Here is a 23,628-nt window from a genome sequence, read left to right on the forward strand (position 1 = left end):
ACATCCCTCGATATCGTCTTGCAGGGAGGAAGAGACGTGGTTGATGAGAAGCAGCTTATCTCCAAGATTACCTGGAGGCTCATGCCCTTTCTGGGGATCCTCTATCTGATCGCCTACATCGATCGCCAGAATGTCAGCTACGCAAAGCTGGAAATGGTCGGTGACCTTGGGATGAGCGAATATGCCTATGGCCTTGGCGCGTCGCTGTTCTTCATCGGTTATTTCTTGTTCGAAGTCCCGAGCAACCTGCTTCTCGACAGGTACGGTGCCAGCAAATGGTTCGCCCGCATTCTGGTGTCCTGGGGGATCGTCACGGTCGCCTTGGCCTATACGCAGAACGCGACCATGTTTTACATCCTGCGCTTCCTGCTCGGCGCCTGCGAAGCGGGCTTCTTTCCCGGCGTGCTCTATCTGCTGACCCTCTGGTATCCCTCGGCCTATCGCGGCACCATGGTCGGCCTTTTCATGATCTTCAGCGCATTCGCCAATGCGATCGGCGCGCCGCTCGGCGGCGTCCTCCTGGATCTGAATGGGCTCTATGGCCTCGCCGGATGGCAATGGGTTTTCCTCGTCACCGGCATTCCCGCCATCATTGCCGGCATCATCACGTTTTTCTATCTGCCCGATCTGCCTCTGAAGGCTTCGTTTTTGAGCGATGCGGAAAAGACCTGGCTCAAGGACAGGCTCGCGGCGGAAAATTCAGGCATGGAGCAAAACGCTTCCGACGGTTTCCGCGCGCTCATCAATCCCCGCGTGCTGCTGATGGCTCTTTGCTATGTCGGTTTCCCGCTGGCCGCCTATGGGCTAAGCTACTGGCTGCCGACCATCGTCAAGAATTTCGGCGTCAGCAACACGACCAACGGCTTCCTGAACATCATCCCCTGGCTCCTCGTTGCCATTGCGCTCTATGCCGTGCCAGCTGCGGCTGACAAGGCGACCTCGAAGACGCCGTTCATCGTCATTCCTGCTCTCGTCGGCGCCGCGTGCCTGGTTCTCTCAGCTGTTGTCCCCGACCATACATTGCAGTTCACCTTCCTGTGCATTGCAGCAGCCGGCATCTTCGCAGGTCAGCCGGTGTTCTGGAGCCTGCCGTCGCGCTTCCTGCAGGGCGCAGGTGCCGCGGCAGGCCTCGCCGCCATCAACTCCGTCGGCAATCTCGGCGGTTTCGTCGCCCAGAACGTCGTTCCCTGGATCAAGGATTCCACCGGGAGTACCATTGCGCCGATGTTCTTCCTTGCCGCCTGTCTGTTTGCGGCGGCTCTGTTGGTTCTCGTGATCGGGCGCATGGCGCCAAGCACGCCGAAGTCGCACGACCTTGGCAGTCCAGGTGCCGCACGGGTCAAGTAATCGCAGTGGCTGCACTGCTTGTTGACTGAGACGGGCGGCCATAGAGCCGCCCGTCTCGTTTAAGGTGAGCGAATTGTCGTCACTGCATCCGAAGAGCCGCTCTCCGACGAACGGTCAGGCGAAAGCGTAGGAGCCGTCCGGGCGCTTGGGCACGCGCCGCTGCCAGTGAATATAGCCCTCTTCCTCCATCGCCTTCTCGTCCATGTCGACGCCCCAGCCGGGCCTGTCGGGGCGCAGCTCGAGGTAGCCGTCCTTCGGCAGATAGGGATCGACGACATAGCGGGTCTCGCCCTGGCGCTTTTCGATATCGTTGCCGCCATAGACATAGGCTTGCCCCTTCGGCAGTCGGTATTCGAGGATCTTGAAGTTCTGGGCGGCGGCCGAGAAGTGGACGTTGACGGCGGTTGCCAGCGGCCCCATCGGATTGTGCGGGGCGACGCCGACGAAGTGAGCCTCGGCAAGCGTTGCGATGCGCCGCATCTCGCTGATGCCGCCGACGACGCAGATATCGGGCTGGATGAGATCCGCACCCTTCACCTGCAGCAGGCGCAGGAACTCGTTGCGATTATAGAGCGACTCGCCCGTCGCCAACACGCAGTTGAGCCCCTGTTTCAGCTCACCCCACATTTCGATGTTTTCAGGACGCAGCGGCTCTTCGTAGAAGAGCGGATCGTAAGGGGCCAGCGCATTGCCGAGCTGGCGCGCGGCAACCGGCTCGAAGATCTTCGCATGGGCGTCGAAGGCGATCTCGTAATCGTCGCGCACCGTTTCGCGAAGCGAGCGGAAGTAGTCGGCCGAAGCCTTGACGACATTGCCCCAGCGATGGGCATGCATGTCGATGCGCCACGGGCTGAGCTTGAAGGCGGTAAAGCCCCATTCGGCGTTCAGGCGGTCGAATTCGTCCCGCGCCGCCGGCGCATCCGGTGCGGTATAGACGCCGGCATAGACCTTGATGCGATCACGCACCGCGCCGCCGAGCAGCTTGTAGACCGGAACGTTGACGGCCTTGGCCGAAAGATCCCACAGGCAATGGTCCAGCGCGGAGATCGCGGCCAAGCCCAGCGCGCCGGGCGGGAACCGGCTTTGCTGGATCAACAGGTTGACGAGATAGTCGATGCGGGTCGGATCCTGACCGGCGATGAAGGCATAGAGATAGTCGAGCAGCGGCGGAAGCGCCTTGTCAGGGCCGTGATTGTAGCATTCGCCCCAGCCCGTCAGCCCATCATCCGTGTCGAGCGCGACGATGACGCGCGGGCGGTCCTTGTCGCGGGTCATGAACACCCGCATGCGATCGATTTTCATCTCTATTTCCTTCTATCGATGCTTATGGATGCGGCGTGGGACGTGCCGCAGGTTTGGAAATCGTCGCCGTGGCGATCCGGTGCCCGACTGATCATCATCACGCCAAGCTTCCATTTTTCAGGACTTCCGGCTCGACATAGCGGAAGCGTCCTGAGCGATCCCGATCGCGCGGATCGGGGCGGGGGATGGCCGATATCAGTGCCTGGGTGTAGGCGTGTTCCGGGGCGTTGCAGACCTTCTCGGCATCGCCGACCTCAACAAGGCGGCCTTTGTACATCACCCCGACGCGGTCGCACATGTAACGGATGACGCCGATATCGTGGCTGATGAAGATATAGGCGAGGCCGAGCTCATCCTGCAGCCGCATCAGCAGATCGAGCACCTGCGAACGGACGGAGACATCGAGCGCCGACGTCGCCTCGTCGGCGACGATGATGCGGGGGTTGAGCGTAATTGCGCGGGCGATACCGATGCGCTGGCGCTGCCCGCCGGAGAAGGCATGCGGATAGCGCTCGCGCGTCTTCGGGTCGAGACCGACCTGCTCCATCAGGTGGCAGACCCGCTCATCGAGCGCCCGGCCGCGGGCAATGCCGTTGACGAGCAGCGGTTCGCCGATGATCTGCGCGACTGTCATGCGCGGATTGAGCGAGCCGAACGGGTCCTGGAAGACCATGCGCAATTCGCGTCGCGCCGCCGCAAGCGCGGATCCCCTGGCCGTTGCCAGATCGATGACTTCGCCATCCGTACGACGATAGAGGATTTCTCCGGCGCTGGGGTCGATGAGGCGCATGATCGAGCGCCCCATCGTCGTCTTGCCGGAACCGCTCTCGCCAACGATCCCGAGCGTTTCGCGCGGCAGAAGCGATATCGAGACGTCGTTCAGGGCGCGGACTTCGCCGAAGGCCATCGATACGTTGCGCAGTTCGAGAATGGGGGCGACGGTCCGGTCGAGCGGTGGCCGCGCCAGCCGGATTTCGGCCTTCTCCTCGAGCTTCAAGACGGAGCCGATCAGCATGCGCGTATAGTCGTCCTTCGGCGCATGGAAAATCTGTTCGACCGGGCCGTACTCCTTGACGAGGCCATTATGCATGACGAGCACATCGTCGGCGATCTGGGCAACGACGCCCATGTCATGGGTGATGAACAGCACGGCCATGCCATAGGCTTTTTGCAGGCGGGCGATCAGGTCGAGGATCTCGGCCTGGGTCGTCACGTCGAGCGCAGTCGTGGGCTCGTCGGCGATCAGAAGCTGCGGCTTGCAGGCGAGCGCCATGGCGATCATCGCGCGCTGGCGCATGCCGCCGGAATATTGGAAGGCATAGCGGTCGATGGCCTTTTCCGGTGCCGGGATTTCCACCTGTTTCAGCAGCGAGATCGCCTCGGCGCGGGCCTCCTTCTTGCTCATTCTCGTATGCAGGCGAAGCGCTTCCATGATCTGGTCGCCGACCGTGTGGACCGGCGAGAGCGAGGCCATCGGCTCCTGGAAGATCATGGCGATGTCGCGCCCGCGGATTGCCCTGATCTCGCGGCCGCGCGGATTGAGCTTGACGAGATCGATGGAGGTGCCGTTCGCGGTATTCAGGATGATCGAGCCGTTGCTGATGCGCCCCGGAGCATCGACGATCTGCAGGATCGAGCGTGCGGTTACCGACTTGCCGGAGCCGCTTTCGCCGACGACGCACAGTGTCTTGCCCGGTTCAATGGCGAAGGAGAGGTTGTCGACTGCGCGAAAGGTGCCTGTTCGCAAAGGGAAGTCGACGGTTAGGTTCCTGACCTGCAGCAGCGGGCGGGTGGTGGCCATGGAAACGATATCGGTCATACCCGCCTCATTTGTTGTAGGGATCGGCCGCGTCGCGCAGGCCATCGCCAAGAAGGTTCAGCGCCATGACGGCGACGACGACGGCGACGCCGGGCAGGAACAGCCATGGCGCCGTGGCAATCGAGCGGATGTTCTGCGCCTCGCGCAGCAACACGCCCCAGGAAATGGTCGGCGGCTGCAGGCCGAGCCCCAGGAAGGAGAGGGATGTTTCGGCGAGGATCATCGCCGGCACGGCAAGCGTGATGGAGGCGATGATATGGCTGGCGAAGCTCGGCAGCATGTGGCGGAAGATGATGCGTCCTTCGCTCGCGCCGTCCAGTCTGGCGGCTGCCACGAATTCCTCGGTGCGCAGCGACAGGAAACGGCCACGCACGACGCGGGCAAGCTGCGCCCAGCCCGTCAGCGACAGGATGATGGTGATCATCATATATTGAAGTGCGGCCGGCCAGCCCTGCGGCAGTGCGGCAGCCATGGCGAGCCAGATCGGGATCGTCGGCAGCGACAGCACGAAGTCGATAAGGCGTTGGATGAAGAAATCGAGCTTTCCGCCGTAATAACCTGAGATGCCGCCGAGAACGATGCCGAGCAACAGCGAGAAAAATACACCGACAAGGCCGATCGACAGCGAAATCTGCGCGCCCTGTATCGTGCGGCTGAAGACGTCACGCCCGAGCCGGTCTGCTCCGAACAGCAGCAGAGGCGTCGATTTGTCGGAGGATGCGAGCAGATGGATGTTTGTCGTAAAGAGGCCCAGCACCGAATAGTCGTAGCCGCGTCCAAACAGGCTGATGGAGACCCGCTTGGTCGTATCCTCCTTGAAGATCGCCGCGAGCGTTTCCGGATCGCGGGTAAGCTTCAGCGGATAGTAATGCAGGCCGAGGGAGAAGCCGTTGTCGGTGTCGATGAAATGCACCCTCTGCGGCGGATGGAAGGTTGCCCGCGCATTCTGCAGAGTGGGATCGTTGATGGCGAAAAACCCTGGCACGAGGGCGACGATGTACATCAGTACTGTGACGATGAGAGCGACCATGGCGAGCCGGTGGCGGCGGAATGCCCACCAGATCAGCTGCCATTGCGATGCCACCGCAGCACGATCAGGGCGGAGGTTTGTGACGGCGATGTCGGCCATGGGCTGCTCCTACTCCAACCGTATGCGGGGATCGACGAGAGCAAGCAGGATGTCGCTGATCAGCGACCCGACCAGCGTCAACGCGCAGATCAACAGCACGAAGGCGCCGGCGAGGTACATGTCCTGTGCCATCAGGGCCTGTAGCAGCAGCGGTGCTGCCGTCGGCAGGTTAAGGACGATTGCGACGACGACGGACCCCGAGATGAGATTGGGCAGCAGCCAGGCGATCGTCGAGATGAATGGGTTGAGCGCGATGCGCAGGGGATATTTCACCAGAAGCCTGAACTCCGACAGGCCCTTTGCCCGCGCCGTCGTCACATAGGGCTTCGGCAGCTCATCGAGCATGTTGGCGCGCATGACGCGGATGAGGCTTGCGGTCGACGAGACGGCGAGAATGATGACGGGCAGCCAGAGATGCGACAGCAGATCCAGCATCTTGGCGATGCTCCAGGGCGCGGTCTCGTATTCGGAGGAAAACAGGCCGCCCACATCCTGGCCGAATTCCACCGCGGCGACATACATCAGCACCAGCGCCAGCAGGAAAGACGGGATGGCAAGGCCGAGAAAGGTGAAGGCGGTGAAGAGGTAATCGCCGATCGAGTATTTCTTGACTGCGGAATAGACGCCGATCGGTAGCGCGATCGCCCAGGTGGCGATCAGGGCGGCGAGCGCCAGTATGAGCGTCAGCGCCATGCGCTCCCAGATGAGGCCGGAGACGGGCTGCTGCCATTCGAACGAAATACCGAAATCGCCGCGCGAAAGAATGCCCCACATCCATTTCAGATATTGAACGAGCATCGGCTGATCGAGACCGAAGCGTTCGCGCAGCTGTGCTGCCGTGTTCTGGTCGACGACCTCGTTCGAAGAGGCGAGGGTGGCGATATAGGTCGTCACATAATCGCCGGGCGGCAGCTGGATCAGCACGAAGGCGAGGAAGCTGATGGCAAAAAGGGATGGGATCATCCACAAAAGGCGTTTTCCGATGAAGACGAGCATAGCAATCTCTCGCATTGAGCGCGGTCGCAGGCAGCGCCGCACGAAGGAAAGCGCCGCCCACGGAAGGCGGCGCTTGATCAGTCCGATCAGCTGGTGAAGAAGAACTGCTGTGGCATGGCAGGTCCCGGATTGGGCCATGACCAGCTGTCCGGCTGCTTTTCCGGAACGTTGCGCAGATTGTTGCGGATGATGCCGAAGCCGCCGACGGCAAGGCAAAGCCCAACGGTTTCGAATTCATCTGCGGCGATGTCGAAGATCTGCTTCATGACGGCGCCGCGCTTATTGAGATCAGCCGTCGAGCGCGCTTCGTCGAAGAGCTTCATGCGCTTCTTCTGGCTTTCCGGCGGTTCTTCGCCTTGCTTGCCGTTCGAGGTGTACCAGACCGACCAAGGAATGGCGTAGCGCGAGCCTTGCGGATGGAAGGCGAAGAAATCGCGCGGATCGAGCATCGGATCGAGACCACCGGGTCCTGGCCAGACCTGGGCGTCATGGGCATTGTCGTCGCCGCGCGTGTAATACAGCGCCCGCTCGATCGTATTGACCTTCATGTCGACGCCGATCTGCGCCCAATGCGCCTTGACGAGTTCCAGCGCGTCGACAAGGTCGGGATAGAGGGTCGGAATGACGTCGACGGCAAAGAAGATCTTCTGGCCGTCGGGCCGCAGGCGAAAGCCGTTCGCATCCTTCTTGCCGTAGCCGGCCTGATCCAGCATGGCGCCGGCCTTGTCGGGATCGTAGTCGGTGAATTGACGTGCCAGCTTTTCATTGTACCAGGGATGCTCAGGCCGGGGGCCGGCCTGATAGCCCTGGCTCTGGCCGAAATAGACGATGTCGATTATCTCCTGCCGATTGATGCCGAGCGAGAGCGCCTGCCGGACCGATTTGTCGGCAAACATCTTGCGCATGGCCGGATCTTTGTGGGTGATGTTGAAGTAGATCTGGCACTGCTGCGAGGTCGAAGGGATCAAGGTTAGAAGGCGATAGTCGCCCTTCTTCATGTTTTGCGACAGCGTCGGCTTGTTCGCGAGCACACTGATATGACGCTCCTGAATATCGATCTTGCCGGAGATGACGTTCAACATCAGCGATTCCACATCCTGTGAGATGCCGAAGTTGATCTCATCGACATAGGGAAGCTGGTTGCCTGATGTATCGACCTGCCAGAAGTACGGGTTGCGGGTCATGACGACGCGTGTGGCGCCGCCGGTATAAGGTTCCTTGACGACCCAGGGATCGAGCGTCGGCTTGTCCGGATTGCCCCAGCGCGACGGGATCTCGATATCGCCGCAGCGGGCGCGGAAAAGTTCGGGCCAGCTGTTGGAACCTGCCTTCTTGGCGTCGTCAGCGACATTCGGATTGTATTTCGGCAGGAACTGGCTGCAATAGTGCTTGGGAAACAGTGTCGGATGCTGGCCAAGCGGGGTCGCCAGGTTTTCCAGATAGAGCGCATTTGGCGCCGCAAAGGTGAATTTCACCGTATAATCATCGATCTTCGTGACATCAACGGCCTTGCCGGCGACGGAGAGTTGTGCCGGCGTCGCGCTGTAAAGATCTGTGTTCTTGACGCAATCCTCGATCGCGAAAACGACGTCGTCGGCGGTAAACGGATGGCCGTCCGACCAGCGGACACCCTGGATCAGGTGGAAGGTGAACTGCGAGGCGTCGGCATTGACGTCCCAGCGTTCGGCAAGATTGGGCAGGACTTCGGTGAAATCGAGGTTCCAGCGCACCAGGCTCTGGTTGCCCACCATGCGCAGAATGCCGTTATGATCAGACGAGCCCCTGAGGCCGCGCCGCAGCGTGCCACCATAGGTTCCGACCTTTTCGTAAGGGGTGACGACCATGGGCTTTTTCGGCAGCCGGTCGGCGAGTGGCGGCAGTTTGCCTGCCTTGACCAGATCAGCCAGTGCCGGAGCTTCACCGCCATCGGCGGCGCTGACGCGGCCAGCTAAAGACAAGGCTGCCATACCCGCCATGCCTCCAAGAACAGCACGCCTGCTCACACCGCGAGACAATATCTTATCGCGCATCGAATCCCTCCCGTTGAACGCCGGCCCGACTTTGTCTGAACCGGCGCGACAAGCTCCCAACCCGTCGCAATGCACCGTCCTGGCGCAGCGGCACGACCATAAGTTCGTTCTCAGATAATTACAAGAGTTGACAGATATTTACAGATTATATAGCCCTAACGCGCAGGAAGTGCGCTATTGCTTGCCATCCGGCAACATCAAGAAGGACGATAATGACACTCTCGGTCGCCAACGATTCCAGCGCGGGCCCGACCCGTTTTGGCGACATCATCTACGAGAGGATCGTCGCCATGATCGCCGATGGCAAATTTCCGGTGAACGAGCGCTTGCCGTCCGAGGCCAAGCTTGCCGAAACCTTCGGCGCGTCAAGGCCCGTGGTGCGCGATGCGCTGGAGCGTCTGCGTGCCGACGGCCTGATCGTCTCTCGTAAGGGATCAGGTTCCTACGTTCGACAACGACCGGATTCGTCGGTGTTGAACATGGTGCCTGTGGGGTCGCTCGCGGATGTCCAGCGCTTCTTCGAATTCCGGGCAGGGCTTGAAGCGGAGGCAGCCGAGCTTGCCGCGCGCAATTGGCAGCCTGCCGATAAAGAGCGCATCACAGCGGCGCTCCAGAAGCTTGAGCAATGTCTTGGTGAAGGCAGGCTTGGTGCCGAGGAGGATCAGGGGCTGCACGATGCCATTGCGATCGCGACCGGCAATCAGTTTCACATTACCGTTCGCGAATGGTTCAAGCCGCATTTCGCCATCGGGCACTCTGTGACGCGCAGTCTGAGCCTCAAGCGCACGCCGGAGCAGATCCGCAGCGTGCAGGACGAGCATGCGGTGATCGTGGAGGCGATTTTCGCACGGCAGGAGGCCGAGGCCCATGACGCCATGAAGAGGCATATTTTGAATGCACGCGCCCGTATGTTCCAGGGCGTTTGATGGGATGTTCGAAGCGAGGAAGGTGAGGCGGTTGACGCCCCCTTAGAGCTTCGATTGACGATGAAGAGGTAAAGGGTAGGACCATGAGTATTGCAATCATGCGCCAGGCGCTGACCGGTGTGTCTGGAGTCCCCGTGACGGCCTATGATGGAAACGGCGAGGTGGAGCCACGCGTGACCGCCAAGGTCTATGAGCGGGTTGCCGTCGCCGGCATTCACAATATCGTCGCGGCTGGAAATACCGGCGAGTTCTATGCGCTGACGCCGGAAGAGATCCGCCGCGTCCACGAAGCTGCCATATCGGGCGTCGACGGCAAGGCGCCGGTGACGGCGGCGATCGGCCGCTCCCTGCACGAGGCGATCCGCATGGCCAAGGACGCGGCCGCGATCGGCGCCACCGCCGTCATGTCTCATCAGCCGGTGGACCCTTTCGCCGCCCCTGCTTCGCAGATCGACTATTTTCGCAACCTGGCGGAAGCCTCGCCGCTGCCGCTGGTCGCCTATGTCCGTGCCGACGGCTTCAGCGTCGACGACATGGTTCGCCTGGCCGGTCACGGCAACATCGTCGGCATCAAATTCGCCACGACGGATCTCATGCTGCTTTCAAGGGCGATTGCAGCTTCCGATCCGAACGGCGCGCTCTTCGTTTGCGGCCTCGCCGAAAGCTGGGCGCCGAGCTTTACGGCGGCGGGAGCGCGCGGCTTCACCTCCGGCCTCGTCAACGTCGCGCCGCGACTGTCGCTCGCAGTTCATGCGGCTTTGGCCAAAGGCGATTTCGCCGGTGCGCGCGCGATCGTCAACAAGCTCGAGCCCTTCGAGCGCATGCGCACGAAGTTCCGCAACGGCGCCAACGTCACGGTCGTCAAGGAGGCGGTCACCTATTCCGGCCTTGATGTCGGCCCAGTCCGCGTTCCGGGATTGCCGCGCCTCGACCAAAAGGATCGCGAGGAGTTGTTCGCGCTGCTTTGCGGTTGGCAGGAGACGGGCGATGCATTTACCCTCTAGGTGACCGACTCATAAGATCGGAGCCAAATTCGAATTGAGGCTAGCTGGACGGATGCGAGGAAGTTGTCGTCGCGTTTGTCGTATCGGGTTGCGACTGCTCTGAAGTGTTTGAGTTTGTTGAAGAACCGCTCGACCGCGTTGCGCTGTTTGTAGAGCCATGGGCTGAAGACGGGAATATTGACCCTGTTTGGCATAGGGCGAATACATCCCCATGCGCCACGGGTTTTGAGGTTTTGGCGCAACGCGTCGCTGTCGTAGGCACGATCAGCCAGAAGGATATTTCCGGCCCGAACAGTCTCGAACATATCGGCAGCCGAACGTCCATCATGCGCTTGGCCTGGCGTCAGCTTCAGCAAGATTGGACGGCCATCAGCATCGACAAGTGCATGGATTTTGGTTGTCAGTCCGCCACGCGAGCGACCCATGCAACCGGATCGCTCTTCTTTTTTTGGCCGTTGGCAGCATGTTGATGTACGCGGATTGACGAGCTGTCGATCATCTGGATGTCGCCATCGTAAGCTTCTGATATTGCGTTGAGAATACGCTCCCAGTGCCCAGCATGGCGCCACCGGTTGAAGCGATTTACGCAGGTGGTATAGGGACCATATCGAGCCGGGATATCCGCCCAGGGCGCACCCGTTCTCAGTCGCCAGAAGATACCATTCAGCACCCGCCGATCATCAACCCTCGCCTTGCCGCGCACCTTCGTTGGAAGAAGCGGTTCAATCACCGACCATTCGAAATCCGTCAAATCAAAGCGAGCCATCACTGCCTCCAAATCAACGGAAGCAGTGAATCACAATCCATTAAAAACAAAAACTATTTTATGGGTATGTGACCTAGTGCTTCGGGTTCCGCCGTTCATATGTTTGCGGCGTGCTGCATCAAAATCTGATTGCTCGTTCGATGATGCGCCGATCCCTCGGATAAGTGCAAACGCGTCAAGGGATTGGCCCTGCGCTGACTACGCGTCTTTTGACCGGGACTACAAGCGAGTGGAGCTGCTCCGCACCTCGATGTGGCGGGATATGGCAAAGCTTTTCGAAAGCTACGACGCGCTGCTGTGTCCGACCTGCTCGATCACCGCTCCACCATTGAACGAATGCGACGACGACTATGTCGCGACATTGCCGGACGGCAGCTTCGCGGGCCTTGATATGACCTGTCTATTCAACCTGCTGCCCCAGCCTCCCGCTCTATCGCTGCCTGCCGGACGCGCGTCCAACGGCTTGCCGGTCGGGCTTCAAATCGTCGGCCGACGCTTTGCGGACGAACAAGTCTTGTCTTTGGGCGCAGCAATGGAATCCTCTCTGTCACCGCCATGATCATTGGCGTCGTGTCCAGCCGCGATAGCTGATGCCGTGGACCTTGCCGGCGATCCGCACCGGGAGAGCACATTGCGCGGCGGTCATGGGAACCCCTGTCTGGTACTCAGACGATGATGTAGCCTCCGACGATGAGTGCAAGGACTCATACGGAGGAACTGTGCATGGCTATCGAGGAGACAATCATCATCGGTGCAGGCCCGGCGGGGCTGGCATGTGCCTCGGCACTTCGCGCAAAGAGCTGTCCTTCGGTCGTCCTTGAAGCCGCTGACAAGCTCGCAGCTTCGTGGCGAAGGCACTACGATCGGCTCCATCTACATACGGAAAAAAGGCACTCGGCACTTCCGGGAAGGCCGATGCCGACGGGTTTTCCAAAGTATCCGTCACGACTGCAGATCATCGACTACCTCGAGGACTACGCGCGTGCGAATGACCTTCACGTAATTGCTGGAAAGATGGTCACATGCGTTCGCAAGAAAGCGAATTGGATCGTCGAGACCGCGGACGGCGATGTACTCGAAGCGAGAACCGTCATAATCGCTACCGGACTGTCAAACTCGCCAGTCCGACCACACTGGACTGGCCAGGACACGTTCAAGGGGAATATCATCCACTCTTGTGAATACCGGAATGCGTTTGACCTCAACGCAGGTCGAATACTGGTGGTCGGCTTTGGAAACTCGGCGGGAGAGATCGCGCTCGAATGCGCCGAAGCGGGTCTTGAGGTCGCCATGTCGGTTCGCGGTCCGGTCAATATCGTTCCGAGGGAAATGTTCGGCGTGTCGACCGCGACAATCGCCATTGCTCAACAACACCTGCCGTACAGATTGGTCGATGCAGTCAATGCGCCTCTTCTGCATTTGCGCTACCGCGATATCGAGGGAATGGGGCTCACGCGCTCCAAGCAGGGACCTCTGACCACGATGATAGAGCGAGGCCGAACGCCCTTGATCGACATCGGTACGATTGCAAAGATGAGAGATGGCCGGATAAAGGTGTTCCCCAGCATCGAAATATCGGACGGTTCGAGCGTGCTCTTCACGAACGGCCAATCCGCGGAATTCGATGCGATTGTGCAGGCGACGGGCTACACGCCGTCTCTCGACACGCTATTGCCCGACCTGGCTGAACGACTTCCAGATGGGGGCAAGCCGGCAAGGAGCGAGCTACACCCGGCAAAGGATGGCTTGTATTTCTGTGGCTTCAATGCCGCCACAACGGGCCTCCTACGCCAGATAGGTATCGAGGCGCGGTTAATCGCGAACTCGATCGTCGAGACAAAGTCCGCGAGCATTTGATTGCGACATACGGCGTCGCCTCGACCCGTGCACGGCCTTTCTCTAGTCGACAGACGGCGCGGCAGTATGGTCAAGATCGGCATAAACCAGATAGCGCAGCGGACCCGATGTCATGGCATCGAAGGGAAAGCACGTCGTGAGAACGAGATGAACGCCGCGCGCGTTCGGGTCGATCTCAGCTTCATCCCAACGCGCGACGGCCATGCGGGTGACGCGGAACGTGAAAACCTGACCGTCACTGCGCGTGATGCGGATGCGATCGTTCTCCTTTATGTTTTTCAGGAAGGCGAAATGCGTGTCACGATGTGCGGCGTAGACCGCCGTGCCCTCCTCGCCCGCCTCCGGCGTATTGTCGAGATGGCCGGGACCGAAGGCCAGCGCCTGGCCGCTTGCACCCTTGAGCGCTATCGCGGAAGCTCCAAGCCGTGGAACCTTGATGCGAGCCACGGGCCAGGTGTCGGCCCAGCTCCAGGGTTTGACCGGCGAACCTGACGTGAGGGTTTGCGCAAAGGCGCGCTCCAGCAGGATCTGCGCAATACCCGCCTTGGCATATATCCATCCTCCCTGGGCCGCGAGGAACAGACCTGTCGCGATGAGGATGCATGCTGCGAAGGCGGAAAGGGAGCGCGCTGGCGCGCTCCCCAAGGCTTGGCGAGTACCGGTGTTCATGCTTTGCTCCTTCGTGACGCGCAGGCCAGAAGCGAAGCGCCGAGCAACAGAGTAAACAACCCTTGAAGAATGAGAAGCGTCGCGGGCGTTGCGGTCTGTGGCAGCGGAACATTCGCCGAAGCCGGTGCCGAGATCGCCTCGATGTCCGCATCGCCGTCGAGGCTGCGTGGCTTGTCGGCGGCCTGATGGCGCTTGGTGTCCACGTTCGCATCGCGGGTAGTCCCGATGCCGAGAAGCGTCTTGTAATCCCAGCCGGCGGGAAGCTGCAATGGAATGTTGGCCTCAGCCAGCGGTGCGTTTGTCGGGCGCAGACGCTTGGTATCGACCGCAACAAGGCTGGTCAGGCGCGTGACCAGGTGATGCTCCAGGGCCAGTTGAAGGATGCGCTTGTCGGCGTCTGCCTGCGTGATCTTGCCAAGGGTCTGATTGACCTCCGCATCATCGATCTGGCGACGCGCCCAGATCTTGGAAATGCCCTTGGCACTGCTTGCCTGGTCAAGCGGCAGCGAAAGTGTCCACGGACGATCGCCAACCATCCCGCTGACGGTCAAAGTGCCCTCTGCCTTCCCCACACGGGCAGCCAAGACAAGCGGTTCACCGTGATAGATATCGGGAAGGAGGCTCGGCGACAGGCTGACATTCTTTTCCGGAAAGACCGCCGCTATATCGGTGACGGCAGGGTTCTCCAGCTTGTCAAAGAGTGCGCGCATGCGTTCGTTCACCTCGGCCACTGATCCGATGTGGGTGAAGCTGCCGCGACCAAGTTCAGCGGCACGGCTCATCAGATAGGTGTTGGGCGCGGAGCCGATGCCGACCATGAAAATGCGCGAGCGTCCGCGCGATGCAGCGATCGCATCGAGAAGCTGCTGCTCATTGTTGACCTCGCCATCGGTGAGGAAAACGACCTGACGCAATCCGCCCGCCTGATGGCTGTCATCGAGCGCGGCATGGAGCGGCGGCAACATTTCCGTTCCGCCGGCAGCCTCCAGGCCGGTAACGAAGCGGCGTGCCGCGGCGACATTGTCAGCCGTCGCCATGACCGAATCCGGGAAGAACTTGGTCATCGTATTGTCGAAACGAATGACGTTGAAACGATCATTCGTTTCGAGCCGGGACAGAGCGTAGTCGAGGCTCGCCCTTGCCTGCTCGATGGAGGTACCGCCCATGGAGCCGGAATTGTCGATGACGAAGACCACTTCTCGGCCGGCCTTTTGCGGTGTCGTCACTGCCGGCGGCGTCACGTAGGCGAGCACGTAATCATCCTTGCCGACATGCTCGCGAAACAGGCCGACGCTCGGCACATTACTCGCGATGGCGTTCCATTCGAGCACGAAGTCGCGGTCGGCCGTCGCGTCACCGTCAAGAACGATCCGCCGCGCAGTATCGTTCAGCCTATCGATCTTGACCGTGTGGTAGAGGCTTTTGACATCGTCAACCGGAAAACCGGCATTGAGATTGATCTTCAGCGTGACAGAATTGGTGCGGTTGCTGCCCGGTGCCATCAACGGCGCAGAGACGGGCGTATCGGCGGAGTTGCGCGATGGGCTGTTCTCCGTCCGTCCCCAGCCGGCTTTCAGGTCAGCATGCTGTGTGATGGCAGAGGCATCCTGCGGGGAGTAACGCGGCGCAACGACCAGCGGAACCCGCAGGGAAAAGCGGCCATCCGTCAGGCGCACCGCCTGTTGATATTCGATCTGGACGACGACCTTTTCATGGGGACCTATGTTTGCGACCGTGTTGGTGAACACGTTCGGTCGCTGCTGCTCCACGAGAGCCGCCTTCTTGCCCTGCCTGCGGGCTTGCTCGTAGACGGCGCGCGCCGCCTGCTTTTCCTTGATGTCGGCGACAACAACCCGATTGCCGACGATCATCTTGAGGGAATAAACGGCACTATCTTCCGGAAGCGGGAAGACATAGAGGGCTTCGACCCACTTGTCGCTCGGGTTTTCGAAAGCCTGCGTCAGAACCGCCCGCGCCGTCGGACCATTGACGTCGATGTCGACATCGGTCGCAAGCCGCGGCGCCTCGACATACTGCCCGGCTTGCGTCGCCTGAAGGAGCAGGCTGCCTGCACCCACCTCGTTCGGCGTGACGAATGCTGCCGGCTGAGCATGTGACTCTAAGGGGTGCAGCAGCGCGAAGATGACCGCAAGCACCGGCAGCAGGATCGCATGGCTGAACCATAATAGCTGGCCGAATCTTGTGAGGACAGTCTCCCGGTGTCGGCGAGATGAAATGCTTAGCGAGGCTGACATGACAGGCTCCTTATTCGCTGTGGAATGACAGAAGCCATTGTGAATAAAGGCTATTTTCTTGCCAGCGTAAGCTTTGCCCTGTTTCGTCCGCATCTTGCCGTAAACGGTATTGTCGGTGGCGGGTATGTGTGGAATTGTGAAGAAAATTACGCAATCAGGAAATGAACGAATGGTCCAGGGCGACCCGTATTTGTCGGACAGTCAAAATAGTGCCGTGGCGGCGCGGGTTCGCGAAGAAATTGCCCGACGGCGCATTTCCAGGCAGCGCCTGGCCAACGATGCACGCATCAGTCTTTCGACATTGGAGAAGGCTCTTTCCGGACATCGCCCTTTCACGCTTGCGACCATCATTCGCCTGGAGCAAGCGATGGGCGTTGTTTTGCGCGAGCCGGCAGGAGCGCAGCCGGCATCGGGCAACGAGAAGTCCGGGCATGCCCCGGAAGAGCTTGGTGCCTATTCGCGTGCTTCGGTTTCATGGCTCGAGGGGGTCTATCTCACGCTTCGGCCATCCTTCGGGGATCAGAATGCGATTTTTGCCTATTGCACCGAGATCGCCTGGGATAGCGAAAGCACGCGCCTGAGTTTCAGGGAGCGCGAGCGCAGCGACGCCTCATTTTCACAGCAGGGCTCGGTATCGGTTCCGCATCTATCGGGGCATATCTATCTCGTCACGAATTCGTCCGGGCAGTATCGTATGGCGATATTGTCCCGCCCCAGCATCACCGGCGAGATGTTCGGTCTCCTGACGACGTTGCGCGCCGGGCAGGGCTCCCACCTCACTCCTGTCTCAACGCCACTGGCCCTGTTGCCGATATCGACCTTTGAGAAACCGTCCTATGGTCGCGTTTCGACCAGCGACCAAAATCACGCGGTCTATTCTTCCATTCTAAGCAAGGCTATCGCAGAGAAGTATGCGGGATTTGTTGCGCTAGCCTGAATCGCCGTATTTCGCGCATCAAAATAGAGAACCGCGGAGCCGGCAAGCGTTCGATGGGCGTCGCACGCGCCGCAGTCGTGATGTGTTCCGATGGCAGGATGCCAGCGGTTGTTTTCTGTTGCCGCTCGAATGTCTGTTTCGGAAAAATCATTGCCCTTGAACGGCAAGGGCTCGCTGGTCAGCTTGGCTAGGGCTATGGTCGGCAGAGACCGCCACGATCTCGGCGTTGAGCCGATGGAGCCAAAGATCCAGCTCACTTCCCCCTGCTCTCCGAGTCGGCTTTCAAGCACCATTGACGCTTCAAAGACGGTCGCCGCCGAGATCAGTTCTCGCGCACGGGTGCAGCGTTGCCGGGTAGGGCAGGGAGGCATCCAATAAAAAGCAAAAGCGGTCCAGTTTAGGGAAATAACTGGGCCGCCTTCTGCTGGACTGGAGGTTAATCAAATTCAGCACGCTAATAGTAAGCTTAGCTTAGCAAATGTCAACGGAGATAAAACAGCGGGATGTATCCGCGCATCGAGCATTGGACTCTATCGATCGTCGAGGGTCCTGCCCGGCAGTGCCGGATCCGTTGCTGCTGCTTGCATTGCCGAACATTTGGGCGTCTAGATCTCTCCTGTACCTTGTCGCACGAACGCTGAGAAACGAACGGATAGGTAGAATACTAACCTCTCGATCTACAGCGGCTTAAGGCTTTGGCTGTATTGGATTGTGTGGAGGAACGCCCCCGATGCTCGTCAAGCTGCAGAACCAAATACTTGAGATGATTGCTTCCGGTCGGCGACTGGATACCACGCTTGACCGTCTGTGCCGCCTGATCGAAGAGCAGGTTCCTGGTATCGCTTGTTCGGTCTTGCTCGTGGAGGACGGTGTGGTTCGTCCGCTCGCCGGTCCGAAGCTTCCGGCGGCCTATACGCGCGCCCTCGACGGTGTCGAAATCGGCCCAAATGTAGGCTCCTGTGGAACAGCCGCATATCTTGGGCGACCAGTGGCGGTCCATGACGTTTTCCTGGATGAAAAGTGGGAGGCGTTCAGGGATTTGATCGAACCGCTCGGCTATAGAGCGTGCTGGTCGAGCCCGATAAAGAAGAGTGATGGAGCCGTTGTTGGCACCTTTGCCTTTTATTATGAGGAGGCACGCGGCCCATCCAAGATGGAAGAGAAGCTCGTTGAAGCCTCGGTTCATCTCTGTGCCATTGCCATAGAGCGTCATACTCGAGCGATGGAGCGGCATCGGCTTGCCTACCACGATGTTTTGACCGGCCTGCCGAACAGAGCGGCCTTCGATCGCCATGCGAGCCAGACCACCCGAGACGGGCTGGGCCTCATACTGCTTGATCTCGATAATCTGAAATTTACGAACGACACCTTTGGCCATCGCGCCGGCGACGATTTGATCAAGGAAGTGGCAGTAAGATTGCGAGGCGTTGCCCACCGTCTGTTCCGCGTCGGAGGCGATGAGTTCGCAATTATATGCCGGGCCCGTAACGCCAACGACCTCAGGCAGGTAGCTGAAGCATGCCTCCAGGTTCTCAAGGCGCCGGCATGCTGCGGCGGGCACACCGTGCTGCCGCTCGCGACCGCCGGCGGAGCCTTGTGCCAGGCAGGCATGAGAATGGATGTTACGCGACATCAAGCGGACATTGCACTTTATCATGCCAAGGACGTCGCGAAGGGACTGTTTCAGATCTTCGACGATACGGTTGCAACGGCAATCACCGCCCGCTTTGACGCGATCCGTGATGTTACGCTCGCTCTCGCAGAGAACAGAATCGTACCGTTTTATCAGCCTGTCGTGGACCTGGAGACCGGGACGTTTGTCGGCGCAGAGGCGCTCTGTCGCATCAGACGGCCTGACGGAAGCCACGCATCAGCCGCCGAATTCTTTGAGGCGATGCATGATGCTCATATCGCCTCGGAAATCACGAGTCGCATGCTTGATCAGATGGTGTCCGATCTCGTCGGCTGGCGCAGGGGAGGCATTGACATCGGCCACATTGCCATCAACGTAACCGCGGCCGATTTTCAGGCAGGCGTTCTCAAGGAACGACTATTGCGTTTCGCTGATCGGGCCGGGCTTGAGCCGCAAAAAGTAATCGTCGAAGTGACGGAGACCGTCTATCTCGAACAAAGGGCGGAATCTATTCGCAACGCCATCATCGATCTGAGGGCGATAGGCTTCAAGATTGCTCTCGACGACTTCGGGACGGGATATGCGGCGCTTTCACACCTGTTGAAGGTCAAGGTTGACATCATCAAGATCGACCGATCATTCACCAAGCTAATGCAGAGTGACAACGGTGCTGCTGCAATCGTCGAAGGAATGGTCGGCATCGCACGACGTATGGATATCGATGTGATCGCAGAAGGTGTCGAGACATCTGTGGACGCTGCGCTGTTGAAAGAGATGGGATGCAAGCTGGCGCAAGGATATCTTTATTCGAAAGCCGTTGATGCCAAAACTTATGCAACGCTCTCCTTACCGGCAAACTCGGGCAATTGGCACCAGCCAACAAGACATAAAGCGAGCCGCTCCTCAAGACGCTAGCGATTGCCGAGAAGAGACCCGCGCCATGCGGCGATCCAGATCGGAATGACGGACAATATGGTGACCAAGAAGAAACAGATCCTGCTCAACGCCTTCAACATGAACTGCGTTGGTCACATCAATCACGGATTATGGGCTCACCCACGGGATCACTCCGATCACTATAAGACATTGAATTACTGGACCTCGCTCGCCACGACCTTGGAGCGCGGCCTCTTCGACGGCATATTCCTCGCCGACATACTCGGCGTATATGACGTCTACCAGAGCTCGGTCGATCTGACATTGCGCGAGTCCATCCAGCTGCCGGTCAACGATCCATTGTTGCTCGTTTCCGCGATGGCGGCGGTGACGCAACATCTCGGTTTCGGCGTTACCGTCAATGCCAGCGCCGATGCGCCCTATATCTTTGCCAGACGCATGTCGACGCTCGATCACCTGACGAATGGGCGCATAGGCTGGAATATCGTTACCGGCTATCTCGATAGTGCAGCGCGAGGACTGGGCCTGGACGCCCAAGTCGAGCATGACAGCCGCTATGATCGCGCCGATGACTATCTCACCGTCCTCTACAAGCTCTGGGAGGGTAGCTGGGAGGACGATGCGGTTCTGGCGGATAAGCAGAAGCGTGTCTATGCCGACCCGACAAAGGTCCATCCGATAGACCATCAAGGGCAATTCTATCGCTCACAAGGCTATCACCTCGCCGAGCCGTCGGTGCAGCGCACCCCGATTCTCTATCAGGCCGGTACCTCCGGTCGCGGTCGGCAGTTTGCCGCCCGTCATGCCGAATGCATCTTCATCACCGCGACCGACAAGAATGCGGCGCGCGCAACCACCCGCACATTGCGCGAAGCGGTCGCAGCTGCCGGACGAAAGCCTGACGACGTGAAGATATTTCTCGGCATGACCGTCATAACCGACCATTCTGCCGCCGCGGCGCAGGAAAAACATGCCGAGTATGTGCGCTACGCCAATCCGGAGGCGGGTCTTGCACATTTTTCGGCGAGCACGGGCATCGATTTCTCGCGCTACGATCTTGATGAGACCATCGCCTACGGAGCGTCCAACGCCAGCCAGTCGGCTACGCAAATCGCGCAGCAGCGCGGCTGGACGAAGCGGCAGCTGCTGCAAGAGCTCGCCATCGGTGGTCGCTATCCGGTTGTTGTCGGCGATGCCGCAACGGTCGCCGACGAGCTCTCGGCATGGATCGACGAGGGCGAAATCGATGGCTTCAATCTTACCCGCACCGTAGTGCCGGAAAGCTTCGAGGATTTCATCGATATCGTCGTGCCGGCCCTGCAGGATCGCGGTATCTACAAGACAGCCTATGCGGAAGGCGCGCTTCGGCGAAAACTCTTTAGCGAAGGCGACCGGTTGCCGGATCGGCATATAGGCGCGTCCTATCGCCGCCCCAGAGGGTAACACGCCAAGTTGGATCTGCCCGAAGCCAGACCCTTCGTGTTTGACAGAGCTCCCGATTGATGGTGCCTGGCGCTAGCCAAGCTCATCTCCGCTCAAGTCGCGGATATCAGAGCCCACCGCTCGGCCGCCTGCGCGTCGGTAGTTGCCGAGGCGGCCTCACGCCGCCTCTTGCACGCGGTGGAAAATGTCGAGGTGCGAAAGACGGATGGTGTCGTCGACGGCCGAAATGCTTCCGATATATTCGTCAACCACAAACGCAACATATCCTTCCTTCATTTTCACGATGACGATCTGACAACTGTTCGAGGGCTCCCGGCCCAGCATGACCGCCAAGTCATAGACCGGTACCAATTCGCCGCGATATGAGGAGTGACCGAAGGCACGGCGCTTATCGTGGGTTTTGCCGAGCGGTCGCCAATTGTCCGCGCGAGCGACAATGGTTCCGTCAACGAACATATACAGAGTGTCGTGCACGCGCACGGCTGTGGCTGCGCGAAAATAGCCTGATAGAGGCATGGAAAACACCTGGACCTCTTTTGAGATTATCCGGTCAAAAGTGCAGCCGACTGAGGCAACCCTGCTTAAGGGCGCCTAGGCACAATCATGATGCCGCCGAACTTGTATCGGCCAGACACGCTCAAAATAGAATGCCCGCATTGATTAGTGTTTTATAATTTACATAAAAGTTTAACGACTGATTGCCTTTTCGGAAACGACCCGGCACATCGTCCCGGATAGTGGCCAAATCCTTCGGATCGACGATGCGTCCACCTCGTTCTCACCGATAGATCAGAGCTGTCGGCGGGTCGCGAGTTCGGCGTCATGTCGTCAGCGACATGGCGCCTCGCCGACCTTTTCGCCAAGAACGCTTTTCTTCTCAATGGGCTGGGTTGGGGCGGCATGCCGCTGCATACCGTTCAGCGCGATATCGCGAAGGCCGTTTGGTGGAGCTGTCGATCGAGGACGTGCCGCAGGGCAGTCTCAACTTGCCGATGTCTGCCGTCTATCCGACATCCGCACCGCCAGGGCCTGCCGGCCGCTGGCTCGTCGAGCGGCTCAAGCAGTGCCCGAGTAAAATGGCGAGCCTGCCCTAAAAGGACCGAGCCCGGTTCGTTGTGAAAAAGCATCCAAAAGTGCCACGATCCCGGCGGTTGGAAGCTATTTCGAGCCGTATTGCGGGTGAAGATTAGCCAGCCTTAGATTCAGGCGATGCCGCCGAGGCAGACATATTTGATTTCGATGAATTCCTCGATGCCGTAGCGGGAGCCCTCGCGGCCCAGGCCGGAGAGCTTGACGCCGCCGAAGGGGGCCTCGGCAGTCGAGATCAGCCCGGTATTGACGCCGACCATGCCGTATTCCAGTGCCTCGGCGACCCGGAAGACACGGGCAAGGTCCTTGGCGTAGAAATAGGAGGCGAGACCGAACTCGGTATCGTTGGCCTGGGTGATCACATCGGCCTCGTCCTTGAAGCGGAAGAGGGGAGCGACCGGCCCGAAGGTTTCTTCCTTCGCGACGGCCATGGCCGGCGTGACGTCGGCAAGTACGGTCGCCTCATAGAAGCGTCCGCCGAGCTGGTGCCGATGGCCGCCGGCAACGATGCGGCCGCCCTTGGCGAGCGCATCGGCGACATGCTCCTCGACCTTGGTGAGAGCCGCCTCGTCGATCAGCGGGCCGAGATTGATGCCTTCGTCGAAACCGTTGCCGGTCTTCAGCGTGGCGACGGCCTTCGAGAGCTTGTCGGCAAAGGCGTCGTAGACGCCGTCCTGAACATAGAGGCGGTTGGCGCAAACGCAGGTCTGGCCATTGTTGCGGAACTTGGCAATCAGCGCGCCTTCGACGGCGGCATCGAGATCGGCGTCGTCAAAGACAATGAAAGGCGCGTTGCCGCCCAACTCCAGCCCGAGTTTCTTGATGGTCGGCGCGCTCTGCTTGTAGAGCTCGGCACCGACTTCGGTCGAGCCGGTGAAGGTCAGCTTGCGCACAACGGGGCTTGAAGTCATCTCCGCGCCGATGGCACGCGCCGAACCCGTGAGCACGCTGAAGAGGCCCTTCGGCAGGCCGGCACGCTCAGCAAGGATGGCGATGGCGATCGCCGAGAACGGCGTCTGCGAGGCCGGCTTCAGCACCATGGCGCAGCCGGCGGCAAAGGCCGGACCGGCCTTGCGGGTGATCATGGCGTTCGGGAAGTTCCAGGGGGTGATGGCGGCAACGACGCCGATCGGCTGCTTCATGACAAGAATGCGCTTGTCCTTCTGGTGGCCGGGAATGATATCGCCATAGACGCGGCGCGCCTCTTCGGCAAACCATTCGATGAAGCTCGCCCCATAGGCGATCTCGCCCTTGGCCTCTGCGAGCGGCTTGCCTTGTTCGGCTGTCAGGATGCGTCCGAGATCATCCTGGTTTTCCATCATCAGCTCGAACCAGCGGATCGGCTTCGATCCACTCGCCGCCGACCAAGGCAGCTTGCCGGAACAATGATGAGTCATTGAGATGAGAGAGCATTCTTCCTCCTCTGGGCGCTCCAGTTCCATGGAGCCTATTATGAACCGGGCGGCGGCAATCTGTTTGCCAGAGCCTTGCCGGACTTCATCAAATGCAGTGCTTGCCAAGTTTTGCCG

The 23,628-nt window shown here is 59.8% G+C and carries 18 protein-coding genes and 1 pseudogene; 9 read left to right on the forward strand and 10 right to left on the reverse strand.

Going from position 1 to position 23,628, the window contains the following annotated elements; all coding sequences use genetic code 11:
• Positions 1-36: 36 nt before the first annotated feature.
• The gene (locus tag AB8B29_RS21695) at positions 37-1,347 is read left to right on the forward strand and encodes an MFS transporter (RefSeq protein WP_037192147.1); all 1,311 of its coding nucleotides are present in this window, start codon (positions 37-39) and stop codon (positions 1,345-1,347) included.
• A gap of 114 nt (positions 1,348-1,461) precedes the next feature.
• Here the strand turns inward: AB8B29_RS21695 and AB8B29_RS21700 are convergent, their stop codons facing one another.
• The 5 genes from AB8B29_RS21700 to AB8B29_RS21720 form a co-directional block, all read right to left on the reverse strand.
• Positions 1,462-2,649 (reverse strand): galactarate dehydratase, encoded by a 1,188-nt coding sequence (locus tag AB8B29_RS21700; protein WP_037192145.1) that lies wholly within the window; start codon positions 2,647-2,649, stop codon positions 1,462-1,464.
• Positions 2,650-2,746: 97 nt separating this feature from the next.
• Positions 2,747-4,468, reverse strand: a complete 1,722-nt coding sequence (locus AB8B29_RS21705) for an ABC transporter ATP-binding protein (protein WP_092573569.1) — start codon at positions 4,466-4,468, stop codon at positions 2,747-2,749.
• A 7-nt stretch (positions 4,469-4,475) separates the two neighbouring features.
• Entirely contained in the window at positions 4,476-5,597 is a 1,122-nt protein-coding gene (locus AB8B29_RS21710) for an ABC transporter permease (RefSeq protein WP_047554862.1), read from the reverse strand.
• A gap of 9 nt (positions 5,598-5,606) precedes the next feature.
• Positions 5,607-6,593 (reverse strand): ABC transporter permease, encoded by a 987-nt coding sequence (locus AB8B29_RS21715; RefSeq protein ID WP_112440394.1) that lies wholly within the window; start codon positions 6,591-6,593, stop codon positions 5,607-5,609.
• 86 nt (positions 6,594-6,679) lie between these two features.
• Positions 6,680-8,623, reverse strand: coding sequence for an ABC transporter substrate-binding protein (locus tag AB8B29_RS21720; RefSeq protein ID WP_047638528.1), 1,944 nt, complete (start codon positions 8,621-8,623; stop codon positions 6,680-6,682).
• A gap of 212 nt (positions 8,624-8,835) precedes the next feature.
• Between AB8B29_RS21720 and AB8B29_RS21725 the strand changes: the two genes are divergently transcribed.
• Together AB8B29_RS21725 and AB8B29_RS21730 are read left to right on the forward strand one after the other, a co-directional pair.
• Positions 8,836-9,549 carry a FadR/GntR family transcriptional regulator gene (locus AB8B29_RS21725; protein ID WP_047638529.1) on the forward strand — a complete coding sequence of 238 codons (714 nt, stop codon included), beginning with the start codon at positions 8,836-8,838 and terminating at the stop codon, positions 9,547-9,549.
• Between the two features lie 83 nt (positions 9,550-9,632).
• Positions 9,633-10,553, forward strand: coding sequence for a dihydrodipicolinate synthase family protein (locus AB8B29_RS21730; RefSeq protein ID WP_092573568.1), 921 nt, complete (start codon positions 9,633-9,635; stop codon positions 10,551-10,553).
• Here AB8B29_RS21730 and AB8B29_RS21735 read toward each other — a convergent pair.
• Positions 10,550-11,319, reverse strand: a protein-coding gene (locus AB8B29_RS21735) for an IS5 family transposase (RefSeq protein ID WP_423742918.1) whose coding sequence is annotated in 2 segments (ribosomal slippage) — positions 10,550-10,980 and positions 10,980-11,319 — 771 coding nt in all. Because the reading frame shifts where the segments join, the coding sequence is not laid out codon by codon here. The two genes, AB8B29_RS21730 and AB8B29_RS21735, sit on opposite strands and share 4 nt — an antisense overlap.
• A gap of 229 nt (positions 11,320-11,548) precedes the next feature.
• Between AB8B29_RS21735 and AB8B29_RS21740 the strand changes: the two genes are divergently transcribed.
• Both AB8B29_RS21740 and AB8B29_RS21745 read left to right on the forward strand, forming a co-directional pair.
• The gene (locus tag AB8B29_RS21740) at positions 11,549-11,878 is read left to right on the forward strand and encodes an amidase family protein (RefSeq protein WP_376774267.1); all 330 of its coding nucleotides are present in this window, start codon (positions 11,549-11,551) and stop codon (positions 11,876-11,878) included.
• A 164-nt stretch (positions 11,879-12,042) separates the two neighbouring features.
• Positions 12,043-13,176 (forward strand): flavin-containing monooxygenase, encoded by a 1,134-nt coding sequence (locus tag AB8B29_RS21745; RefSeq protein ID WP_092573566.1) that lies wholly within the window; start codon positions 12,043-12,045, stop codon positions 13,174-13,176.
• A gap of 42 nt (positions 13,177-13,218) precedes the next feature.
• Here AB8B29_RS21745 and AB8B29_RS21750 read toward each other — a convergent pair whose 3' ends face one another.
• Positions 13,219-13,845 carry a class GN sortase gene (locus AB8B29_RS21750; protein WP_081999524.1) on the reverse strand — a complete coding sequence of 209 codons (627 nt, stop codon included), beginning with the start codon at positions 13,843-13,845 and terminating at the stop codon, positions 13,219-13,221.
• Positions 13,842-16,100 (reverse strand): marine proteobacterial sortase target protein, encoded by a 2,259-nt coding sequence (locus AB8B29_RS21755; protein ID WP_047638532.1) that lies wholly within the window; start codon positions 16,098-16,100, stop codon positions 13,842-13,844. Before AB8B29_RS21755 ends, AB8B29_RS21750 begins: the two co-directional genes overlap by 4 nt.
• A gap of 169 nt (positions 16,101-16,269) precedes the next feature.
• Here AB8B29_RS21755 and AB8B29_RS21760 point away from each other — a divergent pair, with 169 nt between their 5' ends.
• The 3 genes from AB8B29_RS21760 to AB8B29_RS21770 all read left to right on the forward strand — a co-directional run bounded on the left by AB8B29_RS21760 (position 16,270) and on the right by AB8B29_RS21770 (position 21,010).
• The gene (locus AB8B29_RS21760) at positions 16,270-17,037 is read left to right on the forward strand and encodes a helix-turn-helix domain-containing protein (RefSeq protein ID WP_047638533.1); all 768 of its coding nucleotides are present in this window, start codon (positions 16,270-16,272) and stop codon (positions 17,035-17,037) included.
• A gap of 730 nt (positions 17,038-17,767) precedes the next feature.
• A complete protein-coding gene (locus AB8B29_RS21765; RefSeq protein ID WP_052224164.1) occupies positions 17,768-19,585 on the forward strand; it encodes a sensor domain-containing phosphodiesterase in 1,818 nt (605 codons plus the stop codon).
• A 45-nt stretch (positions 19,586-19,630) separates the two neighbouring features.
• Positions 19,631-21,010 carry an LLM class flavin-dependent oxidoreductase gene (locus AB8B29_RS21770; RefSeq protein ID WP_439006712.1) on the forward strand — a complete coding sequence of 460 codons (1,380 nt, stop codon included), beginning with the start codon at positions 19,631-19,633 and terminating at the stop codon, positions 21,008-21,010.
• A 156-nt stretch (positions 21,011-21,166) separates the two neighbouring features.
• Here AB8B29_RS21770 and AB8B29_RS21775 read toward each other — a convergent pair whose 3' ends face one another.
• Complete coding sequence (locus AB8B29_RS21775; RefSeq protein ID WP_037200491.1) at positions 21,167-21,526, reverse strand: chemotaxis protein CheW; 360 nt, start codon at positions 21,524-21,526, stop codon at positions 21,167-21,169.
• A 249-nt stretch (positions 21,527-21,775) separates the two neighbouring features.
• Here AB8B29_RS21775 and AB8B29_RS21780 point away from each other — a divergent pair.
• Positions 21,776-22,104, forward strand: a pseudogene (locus tag AB8B29_RS21780) (LysR substrate-binding domain-containing protein); the annotation flags it as partial.
• A 108-nt stretch (positions 22,105-22,212) separates the two neighbouring features.
• Here the strand turns inward: AB8B29_RS21780 and AB8B29_RS21785 are convergent.
• Positions 22,213-23,619, reverse strand: coding sequence for an NAD-dependent succinate-semialdehyde dehydrogenase (locus AB8B29_RS21785; RefSeq protein ID WP_376774269.1), 1,407 nt, complete (start codon positions 23,617-23,619; stop codon positions 22,213-22,215).
• Positions 23,620-23,628: the final 9 nt, after the last annotated feature.

It is taken from the genome of Rhizobium sp. 11_C7_N12_5, assembly GCF_051811145.1.
GTDB lineage: Bacteria > Pseudomonadota > Alphaproteobacteria > Rhizobiales > Rhizobiaceae > Rhizobium > Rhizobium lusitanum.